A 13,856-nucleotide genomic window follows, 5' to 3' on the forward strand; every position below is an offset into this window, starting at 1 on the left:
GGGCCCCGGCGCCGGGGCCCGCACGGGCGGAGCTGGCCATGACGTACTCCTGTCGAACCGTTGGGTCGAACCGGCCGCTTGTCAGACGGCCAGGTCAGCGTACGCAACGGTCGGGTCGGAGCCGGTCATGGCACACCGCGAGCGGCCGGGTGCGGCGGCTCACCGCACGCCACGGCCCCCATGAGCGGCCGCCGCGGTCGCGGCCCCCGCATGGTCGTTCAGCGGCGCCGGGACAGCCGCTCCGGCCCTACCGCCTGCCCGCTCGCGGCCTCGGCCCGCACCGGCAGGTTCCGGTGCCACAGCACCATGCCGAGCGTGCCGACAGTGACCGCCACGGCCGGCAGGGCGAAGACCGCCGCCAGTGGTACCCCGGCGATCAGGGCGCCGCACAGGGCGGACCCGGTGGCCGTCCCGGTGTTGTTGAAGGTACTGACCCAGGTGGCCGCTTCCGTCTTTCGGCCGTCCGGGGTCGCCTCGTCCACCAGCAGGTAGCCCGTGACGACGGTGGGCGCGATGGCCAGGCCCGCGACCAGGAGCAGCGGCCACAGCGCCGCGTCGCCAGCGATGAGTGGCAGCGGGGCGAAGCCGACAACCAGCGCGAGACAGAGCCACCGGTAGCGCTTCACCAGCGGGGACGACCATGTGCGGCGCCCATAGGCGAGTCCGCCAAGTGTGCTGCCGGCCGGAAGGAGCGCCAGCATCCATCCCGCCGACACGGTGCCGCCGTGCTGGAGAGCCAGGGCCGGGACCGCCACGTCGAGGACGCCGAAGCCGACGCCTGCCGCCAGGAGCGGGACGAGTACGGGGCCCACCGCGGCCAGCACTCGGTGGGAACCCTGGAGCCGCGGCGTCCCGTGCCCGGCGGCCATGGCGGAGGGGGGCGAAGCGGCGCCCGGCTTCTTGCCGGGGAACAGTCCGACCGCGGTCACCTCCAGGGCGATCGCGGTGGCGAGAGCGGTCAACGGGCTGCTCTCCGCGACGAGCAGCCCGGTGGAGACCGGCCCCACGAGGGAGAGCAACTCCTCGGTCACGGTGTCGAGCGACAGGGCCGTCGACAGCCGCGGTCCACGGCCGACGATGTCGGCCCAGGCCGTCCGCGTCGTGGCGGAGACGGGGGGCGCGACGGCTCCCAGCATCCCCGAGGCCGCGATCAGCGCGGCCGGCTCCCGGACCGTGGTCACGAGTACCAGGAGGGCGCAGCCTGCGAGGGCGTATCCGGCGCCCAGGACCCGCAGTCCGCGGCGGTGGCCCCTCAGGTCGACCAACCGTCCGCGTGCCGCGGCGAACACCCCCGCGGTGAGGGCGAAGGCGCCCGCCGCGAAGCCGGCCGCGGCGAACGACCCCGTGGCCTCGCGGACCGAGAGCACCAGCGCGAGTCCCACCATCCCCATGGCCAGCCGGGCCAGCCCCGCCGCCGCGAGCAGGTGCCAGGCGGCAGGGCGGCTCAGCACCTCACGGTAGGAGCCATGGGAGGGATCAGCCACGGCGGGCCGGCCGTCCGTCGCCCGCCAGGAAGAAGCCGGCCACGGAACACCGCGAGCGGTCGCCCGCGGACGGGTCGACGCGCCGCACCGTGTGGAAGGTGTCCCGCATGAGTAGAACCATACGGTTGGGCCGGGCCTGTACGCATACCGGATCGGGGGCGCTGAACAACACTTTCGACTCGGCTTCGGAGTTGAGCGGGGACTCCGGTTCCCCGGGGCGGACCAGCCCGGCCTCGATGGCCCTGGCCACCAGTTGGGACGCGGATTCGTCCACGACGAGCAGTTCGCCTCCCCAGGATGCGCCCCATTGCGGATGGACGTACCAGACATATGAGCCCGTCTGGGTGGTGTCGCTGTCGTTGTGCCAGCTCAGCTGCGCACCGGCCGGATACGTCCAGCAGGTCCGGCTGGCGGTGCGCCAGTCCTTTCCCGCCTCGCCGACCACATCCTCCGCCAGTTCGGCGGCCCGCAGAAGTGTCCGCCCCAGCAATTCGGCCGGCGGTACGGAGAGGTCGACGACCGTGGCGGGGCTCGCGTAGGCACCGACCCCGTCGATGGGCCGACGTCCCCAGTTGCCGGGGGCACTGATGCCGAACGGCTGGGTCTGGAACCAGGCCCACATGGCGGCCTCGCCCGGCGGGTCGAGGATTTCGTCGAGAACGACGAACCGGCTGCCCTTGTGCGACACATGCATGGTCAGAGGGCCATCTCGGGGAGGGCCGAGCGGAGCCCGGTGGCGGCGTGTTCCATGAGGGCGACGGCGCGCTCGCGGTAATGGCTGTCGCGGTCGGGCCGGTGCAGCAGGTCGTCCGCGCACTGGAGCGCCCGGTCGACCAGCAGCTTGTCGGGGCCGTGGACGCTGCCTCCCGGGGACCGGGGTTCCCCGCGGCGCAACTGCGCGCGCAGCCCCATGATCTCGGCCGCGACGACCAGGCTGTGGAAGGCGACCATGGGGGACCGAGGGGTCAACGACACGGCGGTCCGGCTGAACTCCTGCTCCCGCAGGGCGTCGGCGGGGTCGACGTAGTGGCCGTAGCGGTGCTCGTCGCAGCGCAGCAGCAGGTGGGTCAGCTCGTGGACCAGGCACTCGGCCACGTCGGCGGCCCTCCAGCCGGTCCCGGGGGCGACGTAGATGGACCCGACCTGCTCCACCAGAGCTCCGCTGCCAGGGGTGACCGCGTCGGCGTCGAACAGGGCGACCTCCGTCACCAAGAGGCGGAACAGGCGCTGTGCCTGCGGGGGCAGGGTGTCCAGCCCGTCCTGGAACAGCGCCACCGCCCCCGGCAGCGCGGCCAGCCGCCGTCCGCCGTCGGCCGGTTGCCGGTGGAACTGCCGGGCCAGGGCGCGCAGCCGGTCCTCGTCGTCGACCACGTGCAGGGGCCCGGGCGCCGCCGGGGTGGTGTTGGTGGCCGCGACGAAATCCCGCAGCCCGGCGGCGAGGTCCTGCTTGGTGCGGACGGGAGCGTTCATCCGGGTGCTGGCCAGGACGACCAGGTTGTTCAGGCACTCATGGAATCCGCTGGTGTAGTACACGAAGACTTCCTCACCATCGGTCGTGGGGATCAGGGGAACGCGGCGTCCGCGGTCCTCGGCGGGCTCGCCCGCCGCATCACACCGACGCCGCGGCGCTGCCGCGGATCCGCTCCCCCGCCTGCTCAACGAGGTCACGCATCCGGGGGGTGAGCAGGTCCTGGCGCCGGTCCTCCGTCACGACCTGCGCATGGGCCTCCTGTGCCCGCGCCGCCAGTTCCCTGGTCGGCCCGTGCAGCCTGCGGCAGGCGCTGTCCAGGGTGCGGTGCCGTTCGCGCCATGTCAGAAGTTCCGCCGCGACCAGGGCACTGTGCACGACCGCGGGGTATTCGCGGACGTCCTGCCGGATGGCGGAGCGCACGCGCACATCAGCGGCGGCGGGCAGAAAGTGGCCGTAGCGGCGTTCATCGAGGAACAGCATGGTGTGAGTGATCTCGTGCAGAAACGCCTCGACGACCTCCTCGCCGTGCCACTCGCGACCCGGCATGAGCCACAGGACCCCGATGTGCTTGTTGTCCGACATCGAGCCGGTCCAGTCGGCGCCGGTTACGAACACGGTGTCGATGACGGTCTCCGCCAGACCACCGAGCGTCCCGTCCAGCGCGAGCAGCTGCCGCCAGCCGTGAACGGTCTTCGCGACCCGCCAGCCCGGAGCCGGGGTGACGTCGTCGTCACTCCGCTGGGGCAGGTCGAATCCGCTCACCAGGCCGCGCAGTTCGTCGCCGTCGGCGATGAATCTGAGGTCCCTCCCGCCGGCGCCGGCCGATTCCGCGGACGGTGCGGCGGCCAGTCGTGGGGACGGTTTCCGAGAAGAGATCACCTGACGACGGAGGGCGGTCCGCAGTTCGCCATGCGTACGAGGCGGCGGCGTGCCGTCGGCTGAGGCCAGCACCACCAGGTTCTCCGTGATGGCGCGAGCGCCCACCAGGCTGTACATGAAATCTCCTCAAGGGCACAGAACGATCTGCTCCAGATGGGTCCTGCATTTCTCGATCATCTCGATCGGCCTGGGCATGAGGAGCTTTTCCATGTCCAATTTCTGGACCGCCCTGACGCTGGTCAGCGTGTTCGCCCGGAGGGTTTCGCTGTCCGGGTGCAGGGAGTCCTCCGGGTGATGTACGGTGCCCAGTCGGATTCTCGCCTGGAGAATTTCGGTCGCCACCACGATGCTGTGAAAAACCTTGTCCAACGGCCTTCGGTCGGTCCTGATGGCGCTCGGCGTGAGGTTTTCCTCGTCGAGCAGCAGGCGCATGTCGCGGTAGAAGCCGTGCCGGCGTTCCTCGAGGAAGAGAGTGGTGTGCACAAGTTCATGCAGCAGGAATTCCTGCACGTCGGTCGGGGTCCACGCCGGTGTGACCGAGGCCCACAGCACCCCGGGCAGACTGCTCGCCGTCCCCCCGGCGAGGCCGCGCGACGGCGCGAGCACCACGACCGGCAGCAGCACCCCGTACAGCGTCCGGACCTGGGGCCAGTCGGCGGCCAGGCCGTCGAGGGCGGCCGATATCTGATCCGAGGAGCGGTTCAACCGGTCCTCGTCCCCCGCCGCATAGCGGGGCGGCTCGTACGAGACGCTGTCCACCAGGCAGGCTCGGTGGAAGGCGTCGAGCAGGGCCTGTCCCTGCGGGGTGGCGCCGATGTGGACCGGAAGCACACCGAGGTCCGCGTCGAGCACGGGGACCGCCGGCTCGCGCCGGCGCATGTACTGCTGCCACGACCACGCCAGCCGCCCGGCCGCGGCGTTCGCCGGCGCGGAATCCGGGGAAATCCCGTCCGAGGCGATGAGCACGGACAGCGTTTCGAGAACTGCCGGTAATCCGTGTGTGCTGATCAACACTGCTCCCGGGGGCCGGTGAGCCGTTCACCCCGAGGGCGAACGGCTCAGGAATCGCTCAGATCTTGTCCAGCGCGAACATGACGACCGGGCCGAACGCCGAGGGCGATTCGGACAGGGCCTGGGAAACGCGCTTGGCCTCCTCCACCTGTTCTCTGGTCACCTTCGAGGAGACACTGGCAACGATGCTGTCGAAGCTTTCCTGATCGGCCTTTTCCTCACTCACGGAAACCTCCTTGTGTGCATCCTGGAATAACGCGGTCTGCCTCCCCCAACGTGGCGAACCGCTGATACCCCGTCAAGCTTTCGGCTGTAGCACACGAGCGATCAGACCATGATTCCTGAACGCCGCCGTCACCTGCCGACGAGCGCCCGCAGCGTCGCCGCCTCCCTCGGCAGGATCCCCTCGTCGTCCCCGGGCACGAACTCCAGCAGTACGTCCAGTGGGGCGCCGGCCCGTCCGGCCCGGTGGGCGCGCAGCCGTTCGAAGGCGGCGCGCCACATCTCCTCGCGGGCCGCCAGCGGCAGCCGGGTGGTGCCGGGCCACCAGGAGAAGGCGTGCACCGCGGCCACCCGGTCGATCAGCGCGTCGAGGCCGGACAGCGCCTCGGCGTCGGGCAGATCGACGGGTGGCTGCCAGTAGCTGTGGACGCCGTCCACGCCGTCTACACCGCCCACACCGACCTCGTCGAGCAGCCCGAGCGCGTGGTCGGCGCCGTCGGTAAGGGTGTTCCGGTGGAATTCGTATGCGAGTGCCACCCCGGCGTCGGCCGCGAGCGCGGCGGCGCGCCGGGTGTCCTCGACGATCTGCCGGCGCCGCTCGGGCGGGGTCTCGTAGGTGCCGGTGGTGCCCGCCCAGATCCGTATCCGCGCCGCGCCGAGCAGCACCGCCGAGTGCAGGACCGCGTCGAACTCCTCCGGGTCGCTCACCCCGGCGCGGTAGTACGAGCCGTACGAGGCGACCGCGAGGCCCGCCTCCTCGGTGGCCTCGCGCACCCGGCGGGCGGCCCGCTCGTCCCCGGCGGGCACATGGCGGTCCGCGCCCCACTCCACGCACTCCAGACCCGCCCCGGCCACGGCGGCGATCACCTGGTCCGGGTCCAGCCGGCGGAAGGTGACGGAGCAGATGCCCAGGCGGGTGGCGGCCTCGGGGCCGCCGGTCATGCGGTCTGCTCCGTCACCCGCGGCGCGTCCCCGTCCGCGCCCGCGCCCGCGCCGAAGTCCACCACGGTGCTGCTCCCGTCCGCCCAGCGGACCGTGACGGTGGGTCCGCTCACCTCGGCGGTGGCGAGCCCGGCCAGGGGCGGGGCGTCGGGGTCGCCGGTGAGCGAGGCGAGCGCGGCGAAGACGGTGCCGGACTCCTCCTCGCCGACGGCCCCGACGGTGCCGGTGAGTTCGGGGACCAGGGCCCAGGGCCCGTACGCGGTGCCCTGCGGGGCCCTGCGCACCGTGGAGCTCTGCCAGCCGTGCAGCGGCAGCAGCCGGCCGGTGACCTCGGCCCCCGCCACGCAGGTCTCGCCCGCCGGGCCGGCCCCGTCCGCCTGTTCGGCGGCGGTGTCCGGCGGGACGGCCACGGCCCAGCCGCTGTGGTGGACCGCCGTACCGGCGGGGATGTTCACCGTACGGTGCACCCGCAGCTCCAGCGGGCCGCGGACCAGGGTCAGGCTGTCGATGCGCGCGGCGGGCAGCACGGGGCCGCCGTCGGGGAAGACGGGGATGTGCGAGGAGGCCAGCCAGTTGGGGCCCGCGGCCAGCGGGGTGATCCGGAGCCGGAAGCTGCGCAGCCCGCGCAGTTCGAGGCCGATGTGGTTGTCGGGGGTGTTGGCGGCGCTGGTCGGGCCGGTGCGGGTGGAGTAGGCGAGGCGCGCGTACAGCGGGTCGCTGGGGGGCCGCTCCGCCTCCCAGGGGCGGATCTTGGAACTGCCGTGGTTGTGCAGCCGCACCAGTCCGTCGCGGCCGGTGGTCTGCACGAGAAATCCGGGCGCGGACAGCGCCAGCACCCGGTCCCGGCCCTGGGACGGGGCCGGTTCCTCCGTGGCGGTCCACACCGGGTGGTCGGGCGGGAGCAGCAGGGCGAAGAACCCCTTGGACGCCCAGTAGGGGGAGCCCGGTCCCGAGTAGCGCTGCAGCGTGGCCTCGTGGGGCCCGTACCAGCCCAGGCTCATCACACCGTCCCCGGTGAGCGCGCCACGGTCGAGGAAGTGGCGCAGCGCCCCGCTGAGCACGCGCCGGGTGGCGCCCGGGGCCAGCGGGGTGTGGTCGGTGAGGGCGCCGAGCGCGACAGCGGCCCCGGCGGCGAAGCGGTAGGTGAGGGAGCGGCCGTGGTGGATGGGGGCGCCGTCGGCGTCGAAGAGCAGCGAGAACCCCTCCAGGAACTCGCGCAGCCGAGGGCCGAGGTGGTCAAGGAGTTCGCGGTCGGCGGCGAGGTGCGCGTGCAGCAGCGGATACAGGTGGAGGGCCCAGCCGTTGTAGTGGTCGAAGGCCCGCCCGTCGCCGTCCGTGTACCAGCCCTGGCCGCGGTACCAGCCCTCGAGCAGGTCGAGGCCGCGCTCGATGGCCCGGGCGGTTTCGGCGTCGCCGCGCCCGACGGACTCCAGGAACCCGGCGACGGTCAGCGGGAAGAGATACCAGTTGTTGGGCGCGGGCGTGTGCCGCAGCGCGCCGCGCAGCCACTCCTCGGTACGGTCCCGGGCGGCGGCGGGCATCCGCTTCCAGGTCCATGGCGCCGTCAGGCGCAGGGCCAGCGCCACGGACGCGGACTCCACCATCGGCTGGCCCTGGATGCCGTGATGGCCGATCAGCGGCCAGGACTCGGCGTCGTCCCGCCCGGGGGTGAGGGTGCCGCGCTCGATGCCCGCGGTGTAGCGGGGCAGGAAGCTGTGCGGGTCGGCTCCGCCGGCGCCCGCGACGCGCAGGGCGGCCAGCAGGAAGGTGCGGGCGAATCCTTCGAGGCCGTCGGAGCGCACTCCGGATCTCGACGGCGGTCCGGGCAGGTCGATCAGGCCGTGGCCGGGGGTGGCGTACCGCAGGGCGGCGCGCAGCATCCCGTCGGCGACGGCCTCCCAGTGGGCGCGGGTCAGCCCGGTGTACGGGCTGAGCGCGCGGTCGTCGGCGGGGAACGGGAAGGGGAGCGGCGCGGTGGGTGTGCTGGAGAGAGTGGGGGTGGACATGGCGGGGGTACGTCTCCTACTCGCGTCTGTGCTGGATGGCCCGGTGTCCGGCCTCAGGCGTCAGGCGTCAGGCGTCAGGCGTCAGGTGGTCGGCGTCAGGCGTCACGCCGAGCGGTCCAGGACCTCCGGGCGTACCGGATGGGCGAACGGCCGCCCCTGGGCGTACGCCTCGACCTCGCCGATCGCCAGATCGGCGAGGCGTCTGAGCTCACCGCCCTTCGACCCGGCGATATGCGGTGTGATCAGCACGTGGTCGCAGTCGTGCAGCGGTGAGTCGGCGGGCAGCACCTCCGGTTCGGTGACGTCCAGCACCGCGTACAGCCGTCCGGCCCGCAACTCGTCGGTCAGCGCGGTCTGGTCCACGATCGGGGCGCGGGCGGTGTTGATCAGCGTGCCGCCGGTGGGCATGGCCGCCAGCAGTTCGCGGCTGACCAGGCCGCGGGTCTGGGGCAGCAGCGGGGTGTGCACGCTGACCACGTCGCTGGTGGCGAACAGGTCCGTCAGCGGGACCAGCCGGGCGCCCAGCTCGCGGGCCTCTTCGGCCGTGACGTACGGGTCGTACAGCAGCACGTCGAGGTCGTGCGGGCGCAGCAGTTCGATGACGCGCCGGCCGATGGCGGAGGCGCTGAGGATGCCGACCGTCCTGCGGTAGTTGCCCGCGGCGGGGTACCGCTCGGTCCAGTCGATCCGGCGGCGCTCGGCGCGGTAGTCGCGGGCGATGTCCAGGACGCGTTTGTTGGCGAGGAGGATCATGGCGAGGGTGTACTCGGCGACGGGTACGGCGTTGGCCGCGGCGGCCGAGGAGACCGCGATACCGCGCTCCCAGCAGGCGTCGGTGATGTGGTGGCGCACGGTCCCGGCGGTGTGCACGATGGCGCGCAGCCGGGGGGCGGCGTCCAGCGCCCGGCGGTCGACGGGCGGGCAGCCCCATCCGGTGACCAGGAGTTCGGCGGTGGCGAGGGCGTGCTGGGCGGCCGGCGTGGTGAAGTCGTCGAGGACGAGCCCCGGGTCGAGATCGGTCAGCCGGGCCAGCCGGGCCAGCGCCTCGGCGTCGAGCACCTGTTGCGCGGTCCTGGAGGCCATGGCGAGGACGGCGCGCGGACGGGGGTGCGGTGGGATCACTTGACGCTCCCTGCGGTGAGGCCGGACTTCCAGTAGCGCTGGAGCAGTACGAAGGCCGCGATCAGCGGGACGACGGCGAGCAGCGAGCCGATGACGACCAGGGGGTAGTACTCGGGCGAGACGGTGGCGGCGCTGTTCCAGGTGTAGAGGCCGAGGCTGAGCGGATACAGGTGCTGGTCGGAGAGCATCACCATGGGGAGGAAGAAATTGTTCCAGATGGCGGTGAGCTGGAAGAGGAAGACGGTGACGAAGCCGGGGCCGAGCATCCTCAGGCTGACCCGGAAGTAGGTCTGCAGTTCGCCCGCGCCGTCCATCCGGGACGCCTCCAGGACCTCGTTCGGCACATAGCCGCTGCTGAGCAGGCGGGCGAGGTAGACGCCGAAGGGGTTGAAGAGGACCGGGATGAAGACCGCCCAGAAGGTGTTGACCATGCCGACGTTGGAGGCCACCAGATAGAGCGGGAGGGCCAGTACGGTCGGCGGCACCATGACACCGGTGAGGACGAGGCCGAACAGCTTCTCCTTGTGCCGGAACTCGTACTTGTCGAAGGCGTAGCCCGCGGAGACGCTGATGAGCGAGCCGACCAGGGCGCCGACGACCGCGTACAGCAGGCTGTTGACGTACCACTCGCCGTAGAGCCCGCCGTCCATGGAGAACAGGTCGGAGAGGTTGCGCGCGAAGGAGAAGTCGCCGAGGGAGAAGATGTCGCTGCCGAAGAGGGCGTCGGCGTTCTTGGTGGACGCCAGCACCAGCCACAGCGCGGGCAGCATGGTGTAGAGGGCGGCGATCAGGACCACCGCGTTGGCGATACCGCGGCTGGTCAGCCTGGAGCGCCCGAAGGGCTTGCCGAGCGGTCTGGCCGGCGGTCCGCCGGCGGTGTTCACGGCGGTGGTGGGTGTGGTCGTGGTCATCCCACTCTCCGTTCCCGGCGGCCCGACCAGCGCGTCACGGCGTACGACAGCACACAGGTGACGATCAGGAGGATCACGGAGGCCGCGGAGGCGAGTCCGTAGTTGTTCCGGCGGAAGGCCGCGTCGTAGATGTACATATTGGGGGTGAAGCGGGAGTTGACCATCGGGGTGGCCTGGTTCATCAGCATGGGCTCGGTGAACAGCTGGAGCGCACCGATCAGGGAGAACATGCACACCAGGACCACGGAGGCGCGCACGATGGGCACCTTGACCTGGAGCGCGGTGCGGATGCCCCCGGCGCCGTCGATGGTCGCCGCCTCGATCACCTCACGCGGCAGCGCCTGGAGCGCGGCATAGAAGATGATCATGTTGTAGCCGAGCCCGCTCCACAGGGCGATGTTGACGATCGACGGCAGCACGGTGTGCAGACCGAGGAAGTCGATGGTGATATCGGCCTGGGCGAAGAGTTTGATGACCGGGCTGAGCCCCGGGGTGTAGAGGTACAGCCAGATGACGGCCGCGATGATGCCGGGGACGGCGTGCGGCAGATAGACCAGCATCTGCGCGGTCCGCCGCAGCCGGATGAGGCCCGAGTCCAGCACCAGGGCGAGCGCGAGCGAGCTGATCACCACGAGGGGTACGAAGATCACGCAGTAGAGGGCGATGGTGCCGAACCCGGAGAGGAAACTCGGGTCCTGCAGCACCGAAAGATAGCTGCGCAGCCCGGTGAAGACGGTGCGCCCACCGCCGAAGCCGAGGCCCTCGTGGTCCTCGGAGAAGAGGCTGAGGTAGATGGCATAGCCGACGGGGATCAGGAACACGGCGATGAGCAGTGCCGTGAAGGGGGTCAGCAGCACGGTGGCGGCGATCCGCTGCTGGCGTCGTCCGGTTCTGCGGGGTGGGTCGGCGGCGGCCGCCGATGGCGGCGCCTTCCGTTTCGAGGACATGACTGTGCTCACGGGATACCTCGGCTCAGGCAGGGTGAGATGCGGCTCAGGGGTGGGACGGAGGGGGCGGCGGGGCTCAGCCGGTGGTGACCGACAGGCCGAGGCTCTTCAGATCGGGCATCGTCTTGCTCTGGGCCTCGCGCAGGGCCTTGAGGATGTTGCCACTGCCGACACCGGCCTTCGCGAGCCCGTCGTCGCCGGAGGTGGTGGTCGAGACCATCCGCGGCCCCCACTTCCAGGTCGGGGAGATCAGCTCGGCCTGCTGCTGGAAGAGGCCGAAGATGTCCTGGCCGGAGTAGTAGCTGGTGTCCATCTCCTTGCGGGCGACCGGGACCAGATCGGGGACGACCGGGAAGGCGCTGCTGACACCGCTGGCGAGCTTGGCGCGCAGTGCGTCGGGGCTGGTGACCATCCAGGAGATGAACTCCATGGCCTCCTTGGGATGGTCACTGTCCTTGGTGACCATGAAGGTCGAGCCGCCCTGGGTGCTCACCTTCGGCTTGGCCGGGTCCCACTGCGGAACCGGCGCGATGGCCCATTTGCCCTTGCCGTCAGGGGTGGACGCCATCATGGACCCCGCGGCCCAGGCGCCCGCCAGATAGCCGACCGTCTCCCCGCTGCGCAGATGGGCCCGCCACTGCTGGCTGGACCCGGGCTCCACGCGTACCAGGTCTTGGTCCATCAGCCGCTGCCAGTACGCCGCGACCTTGCGGGTGGGGGCGTCGTCCATGTTGATGCGCCAGGTGTCGTCGGCGGTGTCGTACCACTGGGCCCCGGCCTGCCAGGCGTACGCGGCCATGTAGAGCGTGCCGCCGGTGGTGAAGAGGCTGGCGATACGGGAACGAGGCTCGGCCTTCTTGAGCTTACGGGCCGAACTCTCGAACTCCGACCAGGTCCTGGGCACCGGGATGTGGTTCTTGGTGAAGATGTCCTTGCGGTACAGGAAGACCATCGGCTCGATGTCCACCGGTACGGCGTAGGTGCGGCCGTCGAAGGTGGTGAGATCCAGCGCCTGCGGCAGGATCTTGCTGCGTACCGAGTCGGGCAACAGCTTGGTGATGTCCCGGGGCACGCCGTCGATGGTGAAACTGGGCAGCTGCGGGTATTCGACGGTGGCCACGTCGGGGGAATTGCCCGCGCGCGCGGCGTTGCTGAGCTTGGCCCAGCCGCCCTGCTCCCCCGAGGGAACCTGCTGGAAATCGACCTTGATCTTGGTGTGGGTGCGGTTGAACTCGTCGACGACCTCCTGACTGCCGCGCAGCGCCGACCAGAAGGTGAGGCGCACGGGGCCGTCGCCGGCGGTGTCGGACCCGCGGCCTGTGGAGCAGCCCGCCAGTACGAGCGCGAGCAGAGTGAGTAGTGCCGTTGTTCCGGCGGTGGCCCGGCGTCGGGTTGCCAGGCGTCCTGGGCGTCTATGGCCAGGCATGGACCCTCCCCTGATTCAACGGTGGAGTCACGGGGAATCCTGATCGCTTGACTGAAAAGACGTCAATACATCGAACAGAAGAAACTAAAGCGGTCAAACGATCAGAACGAGCGGGCCACCGCCGGCGCCGAGGACTCCCGGACCACAAGGGCCGGCAACAGCTCCAGATGACGGGTGGCACCGGGCCGCCGGCCCTCGCGCGCCGCGTCGAACTGACGGCGCAGCACATCCAGCGCCGCGCGCCCGATCTCCGCCTTCGGCGGGGCCACCGCGGTCAGCGCGATATGCCCCATGTCCGCGACCACGTCGTTGTACGCCACGACCGCGCAGTCCCGCGGCACCTCGATACCGGCCTCCTGGAGCCGCTGCAGCAGCACCAGCGCGTCCATGTCGCTGTGGATCAGCGCCGCCGTCGCCCCGGTCTCGCGCAGGGCGTGTGCCAGATCGGCCGCCCTCGCGTCGGCGACGCTCGGATCGGGGCCCGCGGTGCGCGAGCTGAGGATCGTACGGCACCCCTCGGCGATCTCGCGGGCCGCGGTCTGCGCGGCGAACTCGGCGCGGATCACCCGCGCGGTCGGGCTGTCGTCGCGCGCCGCCAGCACGATCCGCCGGTGGCCGAGGGAGAGCAGATGGTCCAGAGCCAGATGCACCCCGTACGCATGGTCGGCGCGGACCGAATCGAGGCCGTAGATGGCGCTGCCCCGCTCGGGGCGGCGCTCCACCAGCACCACCGGCACATCCAGGGCCGACAGCCACGCATGGTCCGACGCCGCCTCCGCCGCCGTACGCCAGCGCGGCGCGAGCAGCAGACCGCGCACCCCGGCGTCCAGCGCCTGGCGGACCGCACGGCGGCCCGCGCCCGGCTCGTCGGCGGCGATGTGCAGCGCGAGCCGCAGACCCGCCTGTTCGGCGGCCTCCCGCGCCCCCTGCACAGCCTCCGTCAGATAGGTGTTGCGCTCGGGGACGACCATGCCGACCGCGTCACCGGTGCCCCCGCCGGGCTCGGGCGACGGCCGCAGCGAACGCGCCACCCCGTGGCCGCGGCGCACCTCCCCGCGGCGCGCCAGCTCCTCGACGTCCCGGCGCACCGTGACAACGGAAACCCCCAGCTCATCGGCCAGATCGGTGATCTTCGCCAGCCCTCGGGCCTCCACGATTCCCACGATCCGCGCCTGCCTGCCCTGCGCCGGCTCCCGCATAACCCACCGCCCTTCTCCGCCGTCCACGCCGGTCACCTACGACCGGTTGCGCCCGGCGTGATCGGCTTTCCCAGAACCCGGCCATAGTAGCGATCATTCGATCAGGATCGAGCGGCCCCCGGGGCAGGGCCGTCGGCTGAAGGAAGACCAACGAGGGAAACACCTAGGAAGGACGAAGTACTGAACGAGGCATTGAACGGGCAGGGGCCGGGCCACGTACCACCCTTCGTGCGCCG

General features: G+C 71.4%; 13 protein-coding genes. All 13 read right to left on the reverse strand.

The window, feature by feature from the left end:
* Positions 1-218: 218 nt before the first annotated feature.
* On the reverse strand, positions 219-1,484 hold the full coding sequence (locus tag CCN51_RS35885; RefSeq protein ID WP_014181539.1) for an MFS transporter: 1,266 nt from the start codon (positions 1,482-1,484) through the stop codon (positions 219-221).
* Positions 1,477-2,178 (reverse strand): 2OG-Fe(II) oxygenase, encoded by a 702-nt coding sequence (locus CCN51_RS35890; RefSeq protein ID WP_014181538.1) that lies wholly within the window; start codon positions 2,176-2,178, stop codon positions 1,477-1,479. Before CCN51_RS35890 ends, CCN51_RS35885 begins: the two co-directional genes overlap by 8 nt.
* A gap of 2 nt (positions 2,179-2,180) precedes the next feature.
* Positions 2,181-3,017: an aKG-HExxH-type peptide beta-hydroxylase gene (locus CCN51_RS35895; protein ID WP_014181537.1), complete on the reverse strand. Its 837-nt coding sequence runs from the start codon at positions 3,015-3,017 to the stop codon at positions 2,181-2,183.
* 76 nt (positions 3,018-3,093) lie between these two features.
* Entirely contained in the window at positions 3,094-3,951 is an 858-nt protein-coding gene (locus CCN51_RS35900) for an aKG-HExxH-type peptide beta-hydroxylase (protein WP_014181536.1), read from the reverse strand.
* A 9-nt stretch (positions 3,952-3,960) separates the two neighbouring features.
* On the reverse strand, positions 3,961-4,848 hold the full coding sequence (locus CCN51_RS35905) for an aKG-HExxH-type peptide beta-hydroxylase (RefSeq protein ID WP_106436480.1): 888 nt from the start codon (positions 4,846-4,848) through the stop codon (positions 3,961-3,963).
* A gap of 55 nt (positions 4,849-4,903) precedes the next feature.
* Positions 4,904-5,071, reverse strand: coding sequence for a hypothetical protein (locus tag CCN51_RS56075; RefSeq protein ID WP_014181534.1), 168 nt, complete (start codon positions 5,069-5,071; stop codon positions 4,904-4,906).
* A gap of 128 nt (positions 5,072-5,199) precedes the next feature.
* Entirely contained in the window at positions 5,200-6,009 is an 810-nt protein-coding gene (locus CCN51_RS35910; protein WP_014181533.1) for a sugar phosphate isomerase/epimerase family protein, read from the reverse strand.
* Positions 6,006-8,015, reverse strand: a complete 2,010-nt coding sequence (locus CCN51_RS35915) for a DUF2264 domain-containing protein (RefSeq protein ID WP_014181532.1) — start codon at positions 8,013-8,015, stop codon at positions 6,006-6,008. Before CCN51_RS35915 ends, CCN51_RS35910 begins: the two co-directional genes overlap by 4 nt.
* Positions 8,016-8,117: 102 nt before the next feature.
* Entirely contained in the window at positions 8,118-9,098 is a 981-nt protein-coding gene (locus CCN51_RS35920; RefSeq protein WP_055414347.1) for a hydroxyacid dehydrogenase, read from the reverse strand.
* A gap of 35 nt (positions 9,099-9,133) precedes the next feature.
* A complete protein-coding gene (locus CCN51_RS35925; protein WP_014181530.1) occupies positions 9,134-10,048 on the reverse strand; it encodes a carbohydrate ABC transporter permease in 915 nt (304 codons plus the stop codon).
* On the reverse strand, positions 10,045-10,995 hold the full coding sequence (locus tag CCN51_RS35930) for a carbohydrate ABC transporter permease (protein ID WP_086860541.1): 951 nt from the start codon (positions 10,993-10,995) through the stop codon (positions 10,045-10,047). The genes CCN51_RS35925 and CCN51_RS35930 overlap by 4 nt, the downstream gene beginning before the upstream one ends.
* 76 nt (positions 10,996-11,071) lie before the next feature.
* The gene (locus CCN51_RS35935; RefSeq protein WP_043488092.1) at positions 11,072-12,421 is read right to left on the reverse strand and encodes an ABC transporter substrate-binding protein; all 1,350 of its coding nucleotides are present in this window, start codon (positions 12,419-12,421) and stop codon (positions 11,072-11,074) included.
* Positions 12,422-12,522: 101 nt separating this feature from the next.
* The gene (locus CCN51_RS35940; RefSeq protein ID WP_014181527.1) at positions 12,523-13,620 is read right to left on the reverse strand and encodes a LacI family DNA-binding transcriptional regulator; all 1,098 of its coding nucleotides are present in this window, start codon (positions 13,618-13,620) and stop codon (positions 12,523-12,525) included.
* Between the last annotated feature and the right edge of the window lie 236 nt (positions 13,621-13,856).

Origin of the sequence: Streptomyces milbemycinicus, assembly GCF_002154605.1 — a bacterium.
Lineage (GTDB): Bacteria > Actinomycetota > Actinomycetes > Streptomycetales > Streptomycetaceae > Streptomyces > Streptomyces milbemycinicus.

Coding starts and splice junctions, on each gene's coding strand:
- CCN51_RS35890 (WP_014181538.1), bottom strand. CDS start 2,178: ATGCATGTGTCGCACAAGGGCAGCCGGTTCGTCGTTCTCGACGAAATC.
- CCN51_RS35900 (WP_014181536.1), bottom strand. CDS start 3,951: ATGTACAGCCTGGTGGGCGCTCGCGCCATCACGGAGAACCTGGTGGTG.
- CCN51_RS35910 (WP_014181533.1), bottom strand. CDS start 6,009: ATGACCGGCGGCCCCGAGGCCGCCACCCGCCTGGGCATCTGCTCCGTC.
- CCN51_RS35915 (WP_014181532.1), bottom strand. CDS start 8,015: ATGTCCACCCCCACTCTCTCCAGCACACCCACCGCGCCGCTCCCCTTC.
- CCN51_RS35920 (WP_055414347.1), bottom strand. CDS start 9,098: ATGGCCTCCAGGACCGCGCAACAGGTGCTCGACGCCGAGGCGCTGGCC.
- CCN51_RS35925 (WP_014181530.1), bottom strand. CDS start 10,048: ATGACCACGACCACACCCACCACCGCCGTGAACACCGCCGGCGGACCG.
- CCN51_RS35930 (WP_086860541.1), bottom strand. CDS start 10,995: ATGTCCTCGAAACGGAAGGCGCCGCCATCGGCGGCCGCCGCCGACCCA.
- CCN51_RS35935 (WP_043488092.1), bottom strand. CDS start 12,421: ATGCCTGGCCATAGACGCCCAGGACGCCTGGCAACCCGACGCCGGGCC.
- CCN51_RS35940 (WP_014181527.1), bottom strand. CDS start 13,620: ATGCGGGAGCCGGCGCAGGGCAGGCAGGCGCGGATCGTGGGAATCGTG.